The organism is Myxococcota bacterium (assembly GCA_041389495.1).
Taxonomy (GTDB): Bacteria; Myxococcota_A; UBA9160; order UBA9160; family UBA4427; genus JAWKRT01.
The window spans coordinates 964958-980660 of record JAWKRT010000001.1 but is presented as its reverse complement, the minus strand read 5'-3'; the positions used below and the strand labels follow the sequence as shown (position 1 = coordinate 980660).

The following is a 15703-nucleotide window of genomic DNA, read 5'->3' as shown; positions in this document are numbered from 1 at the left end:
CTCGCACTCGATGCTAGTTCGCGCCGCATGGTGACGCGGCTCGCGCCTAGCTGCAACCGCTCGTGCTGCCGCAGTTCGGGCACTTGTAGCAGGCGCCGTTGCGCAACATGATCGATCCGCAGTCCATGCACGACGGCGCGTCCGCCTGGTTCACGAACGAGGACGGCCGCTCTCCGGCGCCCGCCCCCGCCTCGAGCTTGCGCCCGGAGCCGCCGGCGATCGCCGTCTTCGAGGACGCGTCGCCGACCAGGCTGATCGTGCCCGCCGCGTCGTCCGCTCCGCCGTCGAAGTCCGCGACCTCGGCCTCGCTCTGCAGGAAGCGGTTGCCGAGGAACCGGAAGACGTAGTCCATCACGGACTTCGCGATCGGGATCTCGCGATTGTTCGTGAAGCCGGACGGCTCGAAGCGCGTGTGGCTGAACTTGTCGACGAGCGCGCGCAGCGGGACGCCGTACTGGAGGGCGATCGACGTCATCGTCGCGATCGTGTCCATCAGGCCCGAGACCGTGCTGCCCTCCTTCGCCATGCGCAGGAAGATCTCGCCGGGCTGACCGTCGCTGTAGAGGCCGATGGTCAGGTAGCCCTCGTGGCCCGCGATCGAGAACTTGTGCGTGAGCGCCTGCCGCTCGTCGTCGAGCTTGCGCCGCTGCGGGCGCAGGTCGGCGATCTTGACGCCCTTGTCGCTCGACTTGCCCGCGTTGAGCGGCTGCGTGCGCTTGCTGCCGTCGCGGTAGATGGCGAGCGCCTTGAGGCCGAGCCGCCAGCCCTCCATGTAGGCCTCGGCGACGTCGTCGACCGAGGCGTCCTCGGGCAGGTTGACCGTCTTGCTGATCGCGCCCGAGAGGAAGGGCTGCACGGCGCCCATCATCCGCACGTGTCCCATCCAGTGGATGGAGCGCGTTCCGTTGCGCGCGCGGAAGGCGCAGTCGAACACCGGCAGATGCTCCTCGCGGAGCTCCGGAGCGCCCTCGATCGTCTCGTGCTCGTCGATGTACTCGACGATCTTCCCGATCTGCCGCTCGTCGTAGCCGAGCTTCTCGAGCGCCATCGGCACCGTGTTGTTCACGATCTTGAGGAAGCCGCCGCCGACGAGCTTCTTGTACTTGACGAGCGCGATGTCGGGCTCCACGCCCGTCGTGTCGCAGTCCATCATGAACGCGATCGTCCCGGTCGGCGCCAGCACCGTCACCTGCGCGTTCTTGTAGCCGTGCTGCGCACCGAGCTCGAGCGCGCCCGCCCATGCGTCGCGCGACGCCTGCCACAGGTCGTCCGGAACGCCCTCGTGCGCGACCGCCTCGGCCGCCGCCTTGTGCATCCCGATCACTTCGAGGAACGGCTTGCGGTTGGGCCGGTAGCGCGGGAACGGCCCCATCGCGCTCGCCACCTCGGCGCTCGTCCGATACGCCTCGCCGCACATCAGCGACGTGAGCGCCGCCGACAGGTTGCGGCCCTCGTCGCTGTCGTACGGGAGGCCGAACGACATCAGCAGCGCGCCGAGGTTCGCGTAGCCGAGGCCGAGCGGGCGGTACAGGTGGCTGTTGTGGTCGATCGCGGGCGTCGGGTAGTCGGCCGGGTCGACGACGATCTCCTGCGCGAGGATCGTGATCGCGACCGCGCGCCGGAAGTCCTCGACCTGGAACGCGCCCGCGTCGTCGACGAAGGTCATGAGGTTCAGGCTGGCGAGGTTGCACGCCGTGTCGTCGAGGAACATGTACTCCGAGCACGGGTTGCTCGAGTGGATGCGCCCCGACGCCTTGACCGGGTTCCAGCGGTTGATCGTGGTGTCGTACTGGATGCCCGGGTCGCCGCACAGGTGCGCTGCGTCCGCCATCTCGCGCAGCAGGTCGCGCGCGCGGAACGTGTCCACGACCTGCCCGCTCGTCACCGCCTTCGTGTTCCAGTTCGCGTCCGCCTCGACGGCGTGCATGAACGCATCCGTCACGCGCACCGAGTGGTTGGCGTTCTGGAAGGCGATCGAGTCGTAGGCGCCGCCCGGGACGTTGAAGCCGCCGTCGTAGCCGGCGTCGATCAGCGTCCAGGCCTTCTTCTCCTCGTCGGCCTTGCACGAGATGAACTCGCGCACGTCCGGGTGATCGATGTTGAGGATCACCATCTTCGCGGCGCGCCGCGTCTTGCCGCCGCTCTTGATCACGCCCGCGAAGGCGTCGAAGCCGCGCATGAAGGAGACCGGGCCGGAGGCCTCGCCCCCGCCCTGGAGCGGCTCGCGCGAGGAGCGGATGGTCGAGAGGTTCGAGCCGGTGCCCGAGCCGCCCTTGAACAGCATGGCCTCGGTCTTCGCGAGGTCCATGATCGACTCCATCGTGTCCGAGACGGAGTTGATGAAGCACGCGCTCGCCTGCTGCGGCGTGTCGGCGACGCCGAGGTTGAACCAGACGGGGCTGTTGAAGGCCATCTTCTGGTGGACGAGCAGGTAGGTGAGCTCGTCCGCGAAGGACTGCGCGTCGGCCGGCGTGCGGAAGTAGCCGCCTTCCTCGCCCCAGCTCGCGATGCGCTGCACGACGCGGCCGATCAGCTGCTTGACGCTGCGCTCGCGCTCCGGCGTGCCGACGTGCCCGCGGAAGTACTTCGAGACGACGACGTTCGTGGCGAGCAGCGACCAGTCCTTCGGCACCTCGACGTCCGTCTGCTCGAAGACGATCTCGCCCTTCTCGTTCGTGATCTTGGCGGAGCGCAGCTCCCACTCGACGCCGTCGAAGGGATGCGAGCCGGGCTGCGTGAAGTAGCGCGGGATCTCGAGGCCGCGGCCGTGGCCGTCCTTCGAGGCACCGCCCTTGCCCGCGCGTCGACCCGCGCCGACCGCCTGGAGGTGGCGCTTGCCGCCGCGCTTGCCCTTCGCCTCGGTCGTCGTGCCCATGTGCCCCCCCAGTGTGGTCGCTCGATTGGTTCGATGGTTGCCGCTTCGCACTGCCGCATCGCCGCGCCGGGGCCGAGCCGTGGTTCGCGTCGCCCTACTGCGCAGCGTCGCCCGTTCCGCGTCGGGTGCGGCCCGACGCCATGGCTGTTCCACTGCTGCTCGTCCCCGATGCCCGAGGCCCGATGCTTGCGAGGTGCCGGCGAAGACCGTGCCGCCGGCGCGTAGAGCTCACCCGTCCCACGACGCCGCAATGCCACGAGATCCGGAGACGAGAGAGGCGCCGGGTTTCCCCGGCGCCCCCGAGCAAGAGTCGGGTCCTCCGTCCCTTCTCAGGCTCGCGTCCCTCCCCGCAACCGCCTTAGTTGCGAACCCCCCCAGGCCACGGGAGGGACATCACATCCCCGTAGCGGACGTTTGTACTTGGGCGCTCCACGAGCGTCAAGAAGAATTCCCGGGGAGTACACAAAATCTCGTGGCTCCCCCGCGCGTGAGGCACAAGTCCTTGCGTTTCGAGCAGTTGCGCGGGACGCGCGCGCGGGCACGGGGTGGGGCGGCCGCCGGCCGCGCCGCACCGCGGCGCGACCGATGCGCACGAGAGCTGCGCAAGTCCCTGGAATTGCAGGAGAGATGCCCGATCGGGCGGCGCGCAGGCTACTCCGGGAGGCCGGTGAACCGGATGCCCATCCCCTCCGGCAGCTTGTACCGGATGTTGAGCCCGATCAGGAGCGCCGTCATCTCCTCGACGATGCGCGCGTTGGCGAGCGGCCCGCCGTCGACGGCGCGCAGGCCGGGGATCAGCGGACAGAGCGCCATCACGGCCTCGCGCGGCCCCTTCGCCCCCGAGACCACGACGTCGCACTCGACCTCGTGGTCGAGCTCGCGGAGCCGGTGCGCCGAGACGTTCTGGAAGGCCGAGACCACCTCGACGCCGGGCGGCACGAGCGACGCGACGAGCTCCGCGCACGACCCCTGCCAGATGCCGATCGTCCGCATCGCCCCGTCGCCGATCGCAGCGGCGAGCGGGACGCCCATCGACACGACGATCTGCCCGGCCTCGAGGTCGCCCTTGATGCCCTTGGTGGTCCCCGCCATGTGCTCGAACGGAACGGAGAGGATGACGATCCGCGCCCGCTTGCAGGCCACCTCGTTCGCGAAGCCCGTGACGTCGGCGCCCGGCACCGCCTGGCGCACCTCGTCGGCCGCCTGCACGGCGCGCTCTTCCTTGCGCGAGCCGATCACGACCGGGCGTCCGGCCTTCGCGAAGCGGAGCGCCAGGCCGAGGCCCTGGTCTCCCGTTCCACCGAGGATTGCGATTGCGTCGGAGTTCATGGCGGGCCGCAGCCTAGCAGCCGCGCCGCGCCCGTCGAACGACGCGCGCGGCGCGCGAACGCGCGCGGCGGCCCGGTATGCTCGCGGCGCGATGCCGCCTCCGCCCGACGACCCGCGCACGACGCCGCGCGCGATCCGCCAGCACGACGCCGCGACGCTCGCCGTCGACTGGGCCGACGGCGTGCGCTCCCTCCTCGACGTCCGCGAGCTGCGTCTCGCGTGCGGCTGCGCGCACTGCGTCGACGAGTGGACGGGCGAGCTGCGCCTCGACCCCGAGAGCGTCCCGCAGGACGTCCACCCGCTCCGCATCGAGGCGGTCGGACGCTATGCGATCCAGATCGCGTGGAGCGACGGCCACGACGCGGGCATCTATCCCTATGCGCGCCTGCGCGCGCTCGCGGACGGGACGGCCGGCCTCTGACGCCCGGTGCGCGCGACCGCGCGCGCCTAACGATCGATGCGATCGAGGAACGCGAGCAGCGCGGCGTCGAACGCCGCGGGTGCCGCGAGGTTCACCACGTGACCGGCGCCCGGCACCTCGACGAGCGTCGCGTCGGGCAGCAGGCGCGCGAGCTCGCGGCAGGGTTCGAGCGAGCCCGCGTCGCGCGTGCCCACGACGACGAGCGCGGGGACGCGCAGCGCCGCGAGCTCGCCTGCGAGCTCGGACGGCGACGGCAGGACGGCGATCGCCTGGCGGAGGATCGCGGCGAGCGAGGCGGCCGGATGCTCGAGGAAGCCGCGTCGGACGAGCGCTGCCGCCTGCGGGTCGAGGCCGCTGTCGGGGCCCCACACGAAGCGCGCGCCCGCTTTCTCGAGCCCCTCGCGCTCGAGCGCGACCGCGAAGGCCTCGGCGCGCGCGGCGAAGCCGCCCTGCCCCGCGCGACCGGCCGGATGCGCGGCGAGCACGAGCCCGCGCACGCGCGACACGTCGCGCAGCGCGAAGCGAAGGGCGACGGCGGCGCCGAGCGAGAGGCCGCCCGCGACGAAGCGCGCAGCGGCACCGCCGTGCGCGTCGGCGACGTCGCCCAGGTCGCGTGCGAAATCGTCGAGCCCGAAGCGCGCGGTCTCGAGGCGCGCCGCGCTGCGCGCGTGCCCGCGCGCGTCGTACGCGACGACGCGCGCCCGCGCGCGGAGCGCGCGCATCTGCGGGCGCCAGTTGCGCGCGCTGCCCGCGAAGCCGTGGTGGAGGACGACGAGCGGCGCGCCCTCCGGCCCCGCGACGTCGGTGTGGAGCGCGGCGGTCACGCCGTGCCGCGGCGCGCGCCGCGCGCCTTCAGTCGGCCGCGCGAGCCGGGCCGCGCGCCCCGGCCCCCTCGCGGCGCCACTCCGCGAGCGACGTCTCCGACTCCATCGACGCGACGAGCTCGACGCCGCCCTCGCCGACGAGCGTCTCGCGCAGCCGCTCCTGCGACAGCACGAGCCCGATGCCCCTCGCGTGCCATTCCGTGACCACGACCTCGCCGTCGGTGACCTGCATGCGGCCCGCGCCCGGGATCTCGATCTCGCCCGTGACGGTTCCGGTGTAGCGAACGACCAGGCACTTCTCGAAGCGGCCCGCCGGCGTGCGCGCGTCCTGCAGGCCGACGACCTCGCCCCACGTCTCGCCCGCGAGGCCGCCCACGCTCTCGCTGCTCACGTGCCAGCGCTTCCCGACCGCGGCCTTCTCGTCGAGCACGACGGCGGGCCTCGGATAGCGAAGCCGGTACTGCTCGCCGTCCGCGACCGCGTCCCAGCCGTGCACGACGTAGGCGCTCGACGTGGGCGACACGAACACGCGCTTCGTCTCGCGCGACACCTGCGACTCGTCGCCGCGGAGCTCCGTCGAGATGCGGATCTCGGCCGCGGCGTCGCCCGCGTCGGCGCCGGCCGCGACCACGCGCTCCTCGCGCGTTCCGACCATGCGATCGACGCCGAGCGACATGCCGCCGGTCGTGTAGTCGCGGTCCTGTCGGTGGACGAAGCGCTTGTAGAGGCCGACGTCGACGGGCATCCAGGCCTCGCCGCCCGACGCCGCGAGCGGGGTCTCGGCGCCCGCCGGCCCGCCGACGGCGAGCGCGATCGCGACGGCGAGCGCGAGGGAGGCCGCGCCGGACGCGGCGGCCGGGGAGGTGGCCGCGCGCGCGGCGGAGGAAGCGGAGGCGTTCATGCTCGGGGCTCCGGCCGCGCCGGCGGCTCGCGCGGGCGGATCGGTGCGACGGCGCCACGGCTGAACGCGCGCGCCGCCCGAACCGCGGGCGGCGCGCCATCGACGCGCGCTCGACGCGATCGGCGCGCGATCCGCGCGCGATCGGAGCGCGATCGGAGCGGCGATGCGCACCGCGGCGCGCGCGCCGCCGCACCGCGGCGATGCGCAGGACGCGCGCAGCGCGCGCGCGGCGTCGCGTATGCTCCGCGCCGTGGCCCCCCTCGACCTCGAACGCGCCGCGGCCGTCGCGGCCCACGCCGCCGACCTCGCGCGGCGCGAGACGCTCCCGCGCTTCCGCGACGTCGCGGTGGAGACGAAGCGCGACGGCTCTCCGGTGACCGAGGCCGACCGCGCCGCCGAGCGCGCGATCCGCGCCGCGATCGCCGACGCCTTTCCCGACCACGCGATCCTCGGCGAGGAGTACGGCGGCGAGCGCGACGACGCGCGCCCGACCTGGGTCGTCGACCCGATCGACGGGACGATCGCCTACGCACGCGGCATCCCGCTCTTCTCGACGCTCGTCGCACTCGTCGTCGACGGCGAGCCGCTCGTCGGGCTGATCGACCTCCCCGCGCTCGACGAGCGCTACGTCGGCTGGAAGGGCGGAGGCTGCCGACGCAACGGCGCACCCGTGCGGGTCTCGCAGCGGAGCGACCTCGCGAGCGCGATCGTCTCGCACGGCGATCCGTTCTGCTTCGACGCGGCCGGCATGCGACCGGCGTTCGAGCGCATGGCCGCGCGCCTGCGCATGCTGCGCGGCTACACCGACGCGTTCGGCCACGCGCTCGTGCTCGGCGGCGGCGTCGACGCGATGGTCGACGTCGACCTGAACCCGTGGGACGTCGCGGCGACGCAGGTGCTCGTGCCCGAGGCCGGCGGCGTCTGCCACGCGCGCACGCTCCCGAGCGGCAAGCTCGGCCTCGTGCTCGGCAGCCCCGCCCTCTGCGACGCGCTGCTCGCGCTCGTCGACGGCGACTGACGCGGCGCGAGCGCTCCCCGATCCACCCCGACCCCGACCCGACCGGAGGCACGACCGTGGACTACGAGAAGCTCGGCGCGTTCTACCTCGGCCGCGTGCACGACCTCGCGACCGGCGAGACGACGAGCGAGACGCTCCTCTACGACGCGAAGGACCTGACGACGCACGCCGTGATCATCGGGATGACCGGCAGCGGCAAGACGGGCCTCGGCATCGACCTGCTCGAGGAGGCGCTGATCGACGGCATCCCCGTGATCGCGATCGACCCGAAGGGCGACCTCGGCAACATGCTGCTCGCGTTCCCCGACCTCGCGCCGGGCGACTTCCGGCCGTGGATCGACGAGGCCGAGGCCGCGCGCAAGGGCCGCACGGCCGACGAGCACGCGAAGGCGACCGCCGAGCTGTGGCGCGACGGGCTCGCGCGCTGGGACCAGCCGCCCGAGCGGATCCGACGTTATGTCGACGCGTGCGAGCGCGCGATCTACACGCCGGGGAGCACCGCGGGCCGGCCGATCGCCGTGCTGCGCTCGCTCGCCGCGCCCGGCCCGGCCGTGATGGACGACGCCGACGCGCTGCGGGAGCGCATCGGCGCCGCCGCTGCGAGCCTGCTGGGCCTGCTCGGCGTCGACGCCGACCCGCTCCGCAGCCGCGAGCACATCCTGCTCTCGACGCTGCTGCAGCACGCGTGGACGGCGGGGCGCGACCTCGACCTGCCGACGCTCATCGCGCAGATCCAGAGCCCGCCCGTGCAGCGCGTCGGCGTGCTCGAGCTCGACTCCTTCTACCCGCCCGCCGACCGCTTCGAGCTCGCGATGACGCTCAACAACCTGCTCGCGTCGCCGGGCTTCGACGCCTGGACGCAGGGCGAGCCGCTCGACGTCGCGCGCCTGCTCTACGGCGAAGGCGGCAGGCCGCGCCTCTCGGTGCTGTCGCTCTCCCACCTCTCCGAGAGCGAGCGCATGTTCTTCGTGACGCTGCTGCTCACCGAGGTCGTCGCGTGGATGCGCGCGCAGCCCGGAAGCTCCTCGCTGCGCGCCATCCTCTACATGGACGAGGTGTTCGGCTACTTCCCGCCGACCGCGAACCCGCCCTCGAAGACGCCGATGCTCACGCTGCTCAAGCAGGCGCGCGCCTACGGCCTCGGGTGCGTGCTCTCCACGCAGAATCCCGTCGACCTCGACTACAAGGGGCTCGGCAACACGGGCACGTGGTTCCTCGGGCGGCTGCAGGCCGAGCGCGACAAGCAGCGCGTGCTCGAGGGGCTCGAGGGCGCGGCGGCGACCGCGAGCGGCGGCTTCGACCGCGCGCGCATGGAGCGGACGCTCGCCGGCCTCGGCAGCCGGGTGTTCGTGATGAACAACGTGCACGACGACGGGCCGGTCGTGTTCGAGACGCGCTGGGCGATGTCGTACCTCGCCGGCCCGCTCGCGCGCGACCAGATCAAGCGGCTCGCGGGCGACGGCGGCGGCGCGGACCGGTCCGGCGAGACCCGGCCCGCGCGCGCACCCGCGGCGGCCGAGGCCTCCGTCGCATCGGCGGCGCGCGCGCCGGCCGCCTCGCAGCAGGCCGAAGCGCGCCCCGTGCTCCCGCCCGAAGTGCGCGAGGCCTTCCTTCCGGTGACGCGTCCGCCGGCCGCGCACGAGCGGCTCGTCTACCGGCCCGCACTCGCCGCGCGCGCGGCGCTCCGCCACGCGAACGCGAGCGCGGGCATCGACCTCTGGCGCGAGCTCGCACTGCTCGCGCCGCTCGACGACGACACGTCGGTCGCGCCGTGGGCCGAGGCGGCGCCGCTCGGACGCGCGCTGCCCGAGCTCGCGGCCGCGCCCGTCGACGGCGCGGCGTTCGCCCCGCTCCCCCCCGACGCCGCGCGCGCGCGAAGCTATGCGAGCTGGGGCAAGCAGCTCGCGACGCAGCTCTACCGCGAGCACCCGCTCGTGCTGTGGAAGTGCGCGAAGCCCCGGGCCGTCTCGGAGCCGGGCGAGACCCTCGACGACTTCCGCGGCCGCCTCCGCGGCCTCGTGCGCGAGCAGCGCGACCTCGAGGTCGAGAAGCTGCGCGCGCGCTTCGCGCCGAAGCTCGCGCGCGTGCAGGACCGCATCGCTCGCGCCGAGCAGCGCGTCGAGGTCGAGAAGGAGCAGTACGAGGACAGCAAGCGCTCGACGTGGATCACCGCCGGCACGACGCTCGTCGGTGCGCTCTTCGGTCGCAAGCTCGGGAGCGCGACGAACGTCGGGCGCGCGGCGTCGGTCGCGCGCGGCGCGAGCCGCGCGGCGCGCGACAGGGGAGACATCGCGCGCGCCGAGGACCGCGCGGACGCGCTGCGCGACGAGCTGCGCGACCTCGAGACCGAGTTCCAGGAAGCGGTGGCGGCGCTCGAGGAGCCGATCGCCGCGGACGACCTCGACGTCGAGGAGCTGCGCATCGCGCCGCGCAAGTCCGACGTCGCGATCGAGGAGCTCCTGCTCGTCTGGACGCCGTGGCGCGTCGACGCGACGGGCATCGCCACGCCGGCGTTCGAGACTCCGGCCGCGCCGGCACGCGCGTGAGCGCGCGGCCGCGACGTCGGGGCGCGAAGCGGACGACGATCGCGGGCGCGGCGCTCGCGCTGCTCGCCGCGCTCGCGTTCGAGCTCGCACCGGACGACGCCCGCGAGGAGCCCGCGACCGCGCCGCTCCCGCGCTCGGCGTCGCCGGCCCCGGCTGCGCCGACGGCGCGGGACGGCAGCGCGCCGGAGCGCGCCGGGCGGGACGATGCGCGCATCGAGGAGGCGTTCCGCGAACGGCGCTCGGGCTTGATGGTGGCCGTCGACGCACGCGTCGCGAAGACGCTGCGCGACGACGAGGACGGCTCGCGTCACCAGCGCTTCCTGATCGAGCTCGCGGGCGGGCGGACGCTGCTCGTGGCGCACAACATCGACCTCGCGCCGCGCGTGCCGCTCGCGCCGGGCGACCGCGTGCGCGTGCGCGGCCAGTACGAGTGGAACGAGCGCGGCGGCGTGCTGCACTGGACGCATCGCGACCCCGCCGGCTCGCACGACGAAGGCTACGTGGAGCACGCCGGAGTTCGCTACGAGTAGGCGGGCGCGCCCGGCCGCGTGACTCCGACGCGCGAAGCGGCGTTGCACTCCATGGCCCGCGGCGCCGGCCGCACGGCGGCGGCCGGGCGACCGATCGACACGAGCCCGTCGAGCCCGCCCGCGCGGCGGGCTCCACATCCGTGCAGGAAGGAGACCCCCGATGGCGAACAAGAAGATCGAAGAGGTGGAGGGCATCGGCCCGGCATTCGGCGAGAAGCTGCGCGCGTGCGGCTGCAAGGACACCGACTCGCTGCTCGCGCGCGGCGCGACGAAGCCCGGTCGCGAGGCGCTCGCGGCCGACACCGGCATCCCCGAGAAGCGCATCCTCGGCTTCGTCAACATGGTCGACCTGTTCCGGATCGACGGCGTCGGCGGCGAGTTCGCGGAGCTCCTCGAGGCGGCCGGCGTCGACAGCGTGCCGGAGCTCGCACAGCGCAACGCCGCGAACCTCGCCGTGAAGTGCGCCGAGGTGAACGCGGAGAAGAAGCTCACGCGGCGCGTGCCGACCGCGGAGCAGCTCGCAGGGTGGATCGCGCAGGCGAAGGACCTTCCGCGCGTGGTCGAGCACTGACCGCGGCGCCCGCGCGGCGCCCGCACGCAGCCCGCTCGACGCCCCGCGCAGGCCCGCCTGCGCGGGGCGTCTCGCTCCGGGCCGGCACCGGCGCTGCGCTACCGTCCGGCGCCCGCGAGGCGCGCGCCTCGCCGGGCCCGTACCCAGCCCCGCGCTCCCGGTGCCGCACGGCCCCCGCCGCTCGAAGACCCGGTGCGCGAGCGATCGCGAACGACGAAAGGCCTGTCCCGATGAGCTCGCTCCCCACGCTCGACGTCGCCCACACGCTCGATGCCGCCGCGCGCGCGCTGCTCGACCGCGCGGTCGAGCGCGCCCGCGCGATCACGAAGGACGGCGCCGCGATCGACGACCACCAGGTGCTGACCGAGCGCGTCGCCTACGCCGCGACCGAGGCGGTCGCGATGCGCGAGACGCTCGCGGCCGTCGAGGCCGCGCGCGCCGAGGGCCGGAGCTCCGACGCCTTCGAGCTGACCGCGGTCGCGGCCGTGGGCGAGCTCGCGCACGCGCTGCGCGACCGCCTCTCCCTCGCCGCCGACGACCTCGGGCTCGGCGACGCGGCCGTCGAGCAGGCCTTCCCCGTCGACGTGCGCGCACAGCTGCGCGCGGCCGTGTCCGAGCGCGTGATGCGCGAGATCGGAGCGAACGTCTGCGACACGCTCGGCCGCAACGACTGGCCGCACGACGAGACGCACGAGCAGGTGCGCGACCAGGTGCGCGAGTTCGCGCGCGCCGAGGTGATGCCGCACGCCGAGCACATCCACCGCCGCGACGAGGACGTGCCGGAGGAGTTCATCGAGAAGATGGCCGAGCTCGGCTTCTTCGGGCTCTCGGTGCCCGAGGAGTACGGCGGCGTCGAGATGGGCAACCTCGCGATGATCCTCACGACCGAGGAGCTCTCGCGCGCGTCGCTCGCCGCGGCGGGCTCGCTGATCACGCGCCCCGAGATCCTCACGAAGGCGCTGATCGCGGGCGGCACGGAGGCGCAGAAGCAGGCCTGGCTGCCGCGCATCGCGAGCGGCGAGCTGATGGTCGGCATCTCGGTGACCGAGCCCGACGTCGGGAGCGACGTCGCGAGCGTGAAGTGCCGCGCCGAGCGCGCGCACGTCGGAGGCGAGGACGGCTGGATCCTCGACGGGCCGAAGGCGTGGTGCACGTTCGCCGGCCGCGCGGACGTGCTCGCACTGCTCGCGCGCACCGACGCGAAGACGCCGGGTGCGAAGGGCCTCTCGCTCTTCATCGTGCCGAAGACGTCGTTCCGCGGGCACGAGTTCGTGTCGGAGCAGCCGACGGGCGGGCGCATCGTGGGCAAGGCCGACGCGACGCCCGGCTACCGCGGCATGCACTCGTTCACGCTCAACCTCGAGCGCTACTTCGTGCCGGCCGCGAACCTGGTCGGCGAAGAGGGCGGGCTCGGGCGCGGCTTCTACCTCCAGATGGGCGGCTTCGCGGCCGGACGCCTGCAGACGGGCGGACGCGGCTGCGGGCTCGCACAGGCCGCGCTCGAGGAGACGGCGAAGTACGTCACGGGCCGCACGCAGTTCGACCGCGCGATCTCCGAGTTCCAGCTCACGCGCTACACGCTGGGCCGCATGGCCGCGAAGCTCGCCGGCGCGCGCGCGATCACGTACGCGGCGGCCCGCGCGATGGACGAGGACGAGCGCGCGGCGGCACCGCTCGCCGCGCAGGCGAAGCTCCTCGCGTGCGACGTCGCGGTCGAGACCACGCAGCAGGGGCAGCTCATGCACGGCGGCTGGGGCTATGCAGAGGAATACCCGATCAGCCGCTACGTGGTCGATGCGACGGTGCTTCCGATCTTCGAGGGAGTGAAGCCCGTGCTCGAGCTCAAGGTCGTCGGCCGCGCCGTGCTCGCCGGCTGATCGCGCACGGTCCGGCGCGCGCGCGCTCAGCCGCGCGCGCGCATCTCCCGATAGCGCACCCCGATGCCGCGATGAACCGCGGTGGTGTCGGGGGACGCGACGATCGCCGACCTGGGATCCAGACTCGCACTCGCGTTCGTGATGGGCGTCGTCGCCTACATCGGCGCGCTCCACCTGTGGCTCTGGCGCGGAGGCCGCGGCGCGCCGTCGCACGCGTGGGTCGCCGGGTGGTGCCTCGCGTCGGTCGCGTTCCAGGCCGCGCGCATCGTGCAGGTCTCGACCGCCGATCCACAGGCCGCCGTGCTCGCGGCGCGCTTCCAGGTCTCGACCAGCATCGTCCTCGCCTACTGTCTCGCCGGCGTGTCGTCGACGCTGGGCGGGCGTCGATGGACCCCGCGGCGCGCGGCGACGTGGGGCGCCGCCGCGCTCGCGGCGTTCGCGGCCGGCGTCGCGACGCCGCTCTTCGTCGACGGCGCGACGACCGACTTCCGCCTCGACTGGGACGGGCACGGCTTCCTCGGCGTGCCGGTGCGCGCGTCGGCGGGATGGATCGCCGTGCTCGTCGTCGTCGTGGCCGCGCACGTCGCGCGCGGCCTGCGCGACGTCGGACTCGAGCCGAGGGAGCGCGGCGCAATGCTCGCGGGGCTCGCGGTCTACGCGCTGCTCGCGCTGACCTCGATCGCGAGCGCGATCCGCGTCCTCGACCTCCCGCTGCTGCTTCCGTACGCGCCGCTCGCGATCGCCCTTTCGCTCAACTTCCTGCTCGTCCATCGCCATCGACGCCTGACGACCGAGCTCGAGCGCATGGTCGAGGACCGGACGCGCGCGCTGCGCGAGAGCGAGGAGCGCTCCCGCCGGCTCGTGGACGACGCGCCCGTCGGCGTCGTGGCGTTCGACCTCGACGGCGCGGTCACCGCGCTCAACAAGTCGCTGCTGCGCATCCTCGGCGCCCCGGACGCCTCACCGGGCGCGACGAGCAACGTGTTCACGTCGCCCGTCCTCGCGCGCGCGGGCGTCTCCGACGCGGTCCGGCGCTGCCTCGAGACGGGCCAGCCCTCGTCCGGCGAGTTCGCCTACGCGTCGCGCTGGGGCCGCGAGCTGCGGCTCCGCGCGCACCTCGTTCCGCTGCGCGACCACGAGGGGCGGACGACGGGCGCACAGGCCGTCGTCGAGGACGTGTCCGAGCGCGTCGCGCTCGAGCAGCGTCTGCGCCAGTCCCGGAAGATGGAGGCGGTCGGCGCGCTCGCGGCCGGCATCGCGCACGAGATCAACAACCCGATGGCCTACGTCCTCACCAATCTCCGCCTCCTCCGCGACGAGCTCGGATCGATCGAGAGCGAGGCGCGCAAGCTCGACGCGTCCGACGACCTGCTCGACCGCGTCGCCGAGGGGAGCGAGCTGCTCGACGACGCGCTCGAGGGCGTGTCGCGTGCAGTCCGCCTCGTGCGCGAGGTCAAGGAGTTCTCGCACGGCAGGGTCGCCGAGCAGAGCCGCGTCGCGCTCGGCGACCTGCTCGACGACGCGCTCCGGTACGCCTCGCCGCAGCGAAGGCCCGGCGTGCGCATCGAGCGCGACTTCGCGCCGGTCGCTCCGGTGCTCGCCTCGCCCGAGCAGCTGCGGCAGGTCTTCCTCAACCTGATCGTGAACGCGCTCCAGGCCGTCGGCGACGACGGCCGCGTCCGCATCGCGCTGCGCGAGGAGGACGGCGTCGCGACCGTGACGGTGAAGGACGACGGCTGCGGCATCGCGCCCGACCTGCGCGACCGCATCTTCGAGCCCTTCTTCACGACGAAGAGCGCGGGCGAGGGGACCGGCCTCGGGCTCTACTTCTCCTACGAGATCGTGCGCATGCACGGCGGCGAGCTGCGCGTCGAGTCGCGGCCCGGTGGGGGCACGACCTTCGAGGTCCGGCTCCCTCGCGACGAGTCGCGACCCGACGGAGTCCGGCGCGCCTAACGAGGCGTGCTCTCCTCGTCGGCCGGCGCCTCGCCGCCGCCGAGGATCGAGCGCAACGCGCCCGTCGCACGGCGGACGCCCTCGTCGACCGCGCCCCCGAGCACGTCCCGCGCGACGCGCTCGCCTTCGTCGGCCACACCGCCGATCGCGCGGGCGACCGCGCCCGTGACCTCGACGCCGACGTCGAGCGGGAGGGTCGCCGTGCGCCGGACGAGCGAGATCGGCAGCGCCACGCCCTTCTCGACCATGGCGCGCACGATCGCGGCGACGACGACGGACGAGAGCTCGGACGCCAGCACGCCGCCGTCGGAATGGGAGCCGACGTCGCGCAGCGCGATCTCGGGAATCCGGACCACGAGGTCACCCGCGCCGGTGTCGAGCACCTCGCGGTCGACGTGGGCGACCACGTCGCGGAGCACGAGCTCGCGCACGATCACGCCGCGGCCCGCGTCGTCGCCCGAGCCGGCCGCGCGCGTCCGCCCGAGCGACTCGTAGTTCGCGCGCCCACCGCGCGACTCGAGCCGCAGCGCGAGATCGCGCAGCTCGATGCGGTCGATGCGCACGACGTCGGCGCCGAGCGTCGACATCGCGACGTCGACGCGCCCGTCGCCGACCGCGAGGAACGGCGCGTCGCCGAAGCCCTCGGGGTTCGCGATGCGCACGTCGGCGAGACCGACGGTGCCTCCGAAGGGCTCGACGCGCACCGAGCCGACCGTCGTCGCCACGCCGAGCGCGCGCTCGCCGCCGCGCTCGAGGGCGAGCTCGACGGCGCGGTCGAGGTAGATCCACACCCCGACTGCCGCGACCGCGACGAGCGCGACCAGCGCGAGACCGAGGCGGGTGGCGATGCGCACG

Annotated in this window: 12 protein-coding genes; 7 read left to right on the top strand and 5 right to left on the bottom strand. The window is 73.9% G+C overall.

The genetic code is table 11. The annotated features are described in order from the left end of the window. Nucleotides 1-46 precede the first annotated feature (46 nt). Nucleotides 47-2875 carry a vitamin B12-dependent ribonucleotide reductase gene (locus R3E88_04350; GenBank protein ID MEZ4215687.1) on the bottom strand — a complete coding sequence of 943 codons (2829 nt, stop codon included), beginning with the start codon at nt 2873-2875 and terminating at the stop codon, nt 47-49. Between the two features lie 651 nt (nt 2876-3526). Beyond that, entirely contained in the window at nt 3527-4204 is a 678-nt protein-coding gene (gene npdG / locus R3E88_04345; GenBank protein MEZ4215686.1) for an NADPH-dependent F420 reductase, read from the bottom strand. 91 nt (nt 4205-4295) lie between these two features. On the opposite strand from npdG, the gene R3E88_04340 reads away from it, so the two are divergent. After that, nucleotides 4296-4625, top strand: a complete 330-nt coding sequence (locus R3E88_04340; protein MEZ4215685.1) for a DUF971 domain-containing protein — start codon at nt 4296-4298, stop codon at nt 4623-4625. Between the two features lie 26 nt (nt 4626-4651). Here the strand turns inward: R3E88_04340 and R3E88_04335 are convergent, their stop codons facing one another. Both R3E88_04335 and R3E88_04330 read right to left on the bottom strand, forming a co-directional pair. After that, nucleotides 4652-5449: an alpha/beta fold hydrolase gene (locus R3E88_04335; protein ID MEZ4215684.1), complete on the bottom strand. Its 798-nt coding sequence runs from the start codon at nt 5447-5449 to the stop codon at nt 4652-4654. Between the two features lie 28 nt (nt 5450-5477). After that, nucleotides 5478-6350 (bottom strand): hypothetical protein, encoded by an 873-nt coding sequence (locus R3E88_04330; GenBank protein MEZ4215683.1) that lies wholly within the window; start codon nt 6348-6350, stop codon nt 5478-5480. Nucleotides 6351-6600: 250 nt separating this feature from the next. Between R3E88_04330 and R3E88_04325 the strand changes: the two genes are divergently transcribed. The 6 genes from R3E88_04325 (at nt 6601) to R3E88_04300 (ending at nt 14848) form a co-directional block, all read left to right on the top strand. After that, complete coding sequence (locus R3E88_04325; GenBank protein ID MEZ4215682.1) at nt 6601-7368, top strand: inositol monophosphatase family protein; 768 nt, start codon at nt 6601-6603, stop codon at nt 7366-7368. A 56-nt stretch (nt 7369-7424) separates the two neighbouring features. Further along, entirely contained in the window at nt 7425-9914 is a 2490-nt protein-coding gene (locus R3E88_04320) for a DUF87 domain-containing protein (protein MEZ4215681.1), read from the top strand. Continuing rightward, nucleotides 9911-10444 (top strand): DUF3465 domain-containing protein, encoded by a 534-nt coding sequence (locus R3E88_04315; protein MEZ4215680.1) that lies wholly within the window; start codon nt 9911-9913, stop codon nt 10442-10444. Before R3E88_04320 ends, R3E88_04315 begins: the two co-directional genes overlap by 4 nt. 160 nt (nt 10445-10604) lie before the next feature. Further along, a complete protein-coding gene (locus R3E88_04310) occupies nt 10605-11015 on the top strand; it encodes a DUF4332 domain-containing protein (GenBank protein ID MEZ4215679.1) in 411 nt (136 codons plus the stop codon). Nucleotides 11016-11245: 230 nt separating this feature from the next. Beyond that, a complete protein-coding gene (locus R3E88_04305) occupies nt 11246-12892 on the top strand; it encodes an acyl-CoA dehydrogenase family protein (GenBank protein MEZ4215678.1) in 1647 nt (548 codons plus the stop codon). Between the two features lie 84 nt (nt 12893-12976). Further along, nucleotides 12977-14848, top strand: a complete 1872-nt coding sequence (locus R3E88_04300) for an ATP-binding protein (protein ID MEZ4215677.1) — start codon at nt 12977-12979, stop codon at nt 14846-14848. Here the strand turns inward: R3E88_04300 and R3E88_04295 are convergent. Then, nucleotides 14845-15702, bottom strand: a complete 858-nt coding sequence (locus R3E88_04295) for a hypothetical protein (protein MEZ4215676.1) — start codon at nt 15700-15702, stop codon at nt 14845-14847. The two genes, R3E88_04300 and R3E88_04295, sit on opposite strands and share 4 nt — an antisense overlap. Nucleotide 15703: the final 1 nt, after the last annotated feature.